Genomic DNA, 2348 nt, shown 5'->3' with positions numbered 1-2348 from the left:
ACTTGAAATCCGTCATCGTTCCGTCCGTCCAATCTCCGCCAAGCATGCTCAAGCTTCACGATTTTTGCAACAGAGCCGCACGACGAATGGATCGAGGGTCGCCGTTATCTCGGACTCGACGTGCTTGCTCGCTCGCGTACCGATAAGTGCGCCGACGCCGCCAGCAACGACACCGAGGAGGTGGCACCGGCCTTGACTGCCTGACTCACCGACGAGGAATCACGCAACGGTCCGTACACCACGTCCAGGGACTTGACCTCCCCCGGCCAGGCTTCTAACGTGATGCACGTCACTGCAAACGAGTCCCGGTGTCACACCGCGACTTCCACGACGTCGGAGATCATATGACCGCCACGCTGCACCAGCCGTCTCCCTCCATCGAACGCGAGGGGGTCCCGCACTACCGCATGTTCATCGGCGGCCAGTGGGTGGACACCGAGGAGCATTACGAGGTCATCAGCCCAGCCGACGAGTCGACGGTCGCAACCGTCGCCAAGGCCACCACCGGTCACGTCGACGCCGCGGTGGCTGCGGCGAAGGCCGCCTTCGACTCCGGCGAATGGCGCAACACGCCGCCCGTGAAGCGGGCCGCACTGCTTGACGCCGTTGCCGACAAGCTCGCCGACCGGATGGACGAACTGGCCCTGCTGAACAGCCGCGAGACCGGCATCCCCGTCCGCGCCTCCGCGGGCATCGCCGTGGGCTTCCCGCTTATGCATATTCAGCACTACGCCGAATTGACCCGCACCTACGAGTGGACCCGTCCGCAGGCGATCGGCGGCGTTGTCCTGCATACCGGGTTCATCCAGAAGGAGCCGGTCGGTGTCTGCGCCGGTATCGTTCCGTGGAACTTCCCCGGTCTGATCACGGTGTGGAAGTCTATTCCCGCCATTGCAGCAGGCAACAGCGTGGTCATCAAGACCGACGAGAAGACCCCGACGTTCGCGCTTGAGCTGGCGCAGATTCTCAGCGACGCAGGGCTGCCCGACGGCGTCTTCAACGTCGTTGTGGGCGACGGGCCCGTCGTCGGCGATCACCTTGTCGGGCATCCCGACGTGCGCCTCGTGTCCTTCACGGGCTCTACTGCGACCGGTCGACGCGTCATGGCGACCGCGTCCAAGACCGTCAAGCGCGTGCTGCTCGAACTCGGTGGCAAGGGCCCCAACATCATTCTCGACGACGCCGACCTGGACGTAGCGATCGACGGCTCGATCTACGCCTTTCTGCTGCACGCCGGTCAGGCTTGCGAGTCGGGCACCCGCTTGCTGGTGCCCAGCGCACGCAAGGACGAGATCGTCGAGCGGCTGATTGCCCGAATCGCTACGCTCAAGCAAGGTGATCCCACCGATCCGTCCACCGATGTGGGACCGCTGATGAGCCAGGCGCAGAAGGACCGTGTGCTGAACTACATCGAGTCCGGTCGGGCCGAAGGCGGCACCGTCGTCGTGGGCGGCGGCGTCCCGGAAGGTCCCGCGTTCGACAAGGGCTTCTGGGTTGCGCCGACAGTGTTCACCGACGTCGACAACTCGATGAAGATTTCTTGTGAGGAGATTTTCGGGCCGGTGCTGTCCGTGCTCACCTACGACTCCGTCGACGAGGCCGTCAAGATCGCCAATGACACCGAGTACGGCCTGTCCGCGGGCGTGTGGAGCCGCTCCATCTCTACGGCGCTCGAGGTGGCGGGCCGACTCGAGGCCGGATCTGTGTGGATCAACGACTGGCACAACATCTCCCAAGTGATGCCCTTCGGCGGCTATAAGCAGTCCGGTACCGGCCGTGAACTGGGACCCGACGCGCTCGACGAGTTTACCCAGGACAAGGCGATCACCGTCGATCTGTCGGGCGGCGTCGAGAACCGCGCCTACGGCCTGGTGCTCGGCACCCCGAACGAGTCCTAGACCGCACCCCGGCTCCGTGCGCTGGCCCGGCCGGATCACCCGGCCGGGCCAGCGCACGTCCTCATCACCCGGCCGGGCCAGCGCACGTCCTCATCGCCCACGAAGGACAGTTCATGAAATAGCTCGAACGCAGGCACTCGCCACCGCGATCGCGACGGGCACACATTTGCTTGCCCCGGCGCAGAAGCTCGCCGCGATGTGTTGTTCGCAATGTCCAAGACCACAACGATCTATCGACCACCGACGACTCAAGCCCGCTTTACAGAAACCATACGGATCCCCGCCACTTGCAAACTGTCCCAGTCTGGGACAGCCAGTTTAGTCACAGATCACGAGACTGGGTTCATGGTGATTTGTAGCAGGAGAGGGTTGACTGAGACTTCCCATCGGGATGTCAGTGCCGTGAGCTGGGGTTTTCCCATCCATGTCAGTAGGTGTTCCCACTCGATG

Annotated in this window: 1 protein-coding gene and 1 pseudogene; both read left to right on the top strand. The window is 63.8% G+C overall.

Features of this window, described 5'->3' with window-relative positions; genetic code table 11:
• Positions 1 to 72: 72 nt before the first annotated feature.
• Positions 73 to 204 (top strand): annotated as a pseudogene (locus tag NVV99_RS26155) (IS256 family transposase); the annotation flags it as partial.
• A gap of 140 nt (positions 205 to 344) precedes the next feature.
• Positions 345 to 1898 (top strand): aldehyde dehydrogenase, encoded by a 1554-nt coding sequence (locus tag NVV99_RS26150; RefSeq protein WP_260783270.1) that lies wholly within the window; start codon positions 345 to 347, stop codon positions 1896 to 1898.
• Positions 1899 to 2348 lie beyond the last annotated feature (450 nt).

The organism is Rhodococcus sp. PAE-6, assembly GCF_025290685.1.
Classification (GTDB): domain Bacteria; phylum Actinomycetota; class Actinomycetes; order Mycobacteriales; family Mycobacteriaceae; genus Rhodococcus; species Rhodococcus pyridinivorans.
The sequence above is the reverse complement of the archived record's forward strand: the minus strand, read 5'-3'. Positions and strand labels throughout refer to the sequence as shown.

Coding starts and splice junctions, on each gene's coding strand:
- NVV99_RS26150 (WP_260783270.1), top strand. CDS start 345: ATGACCGCCACGCTGCACCAGCCGTCTCCCTCCATCGAACGCGAGGGG.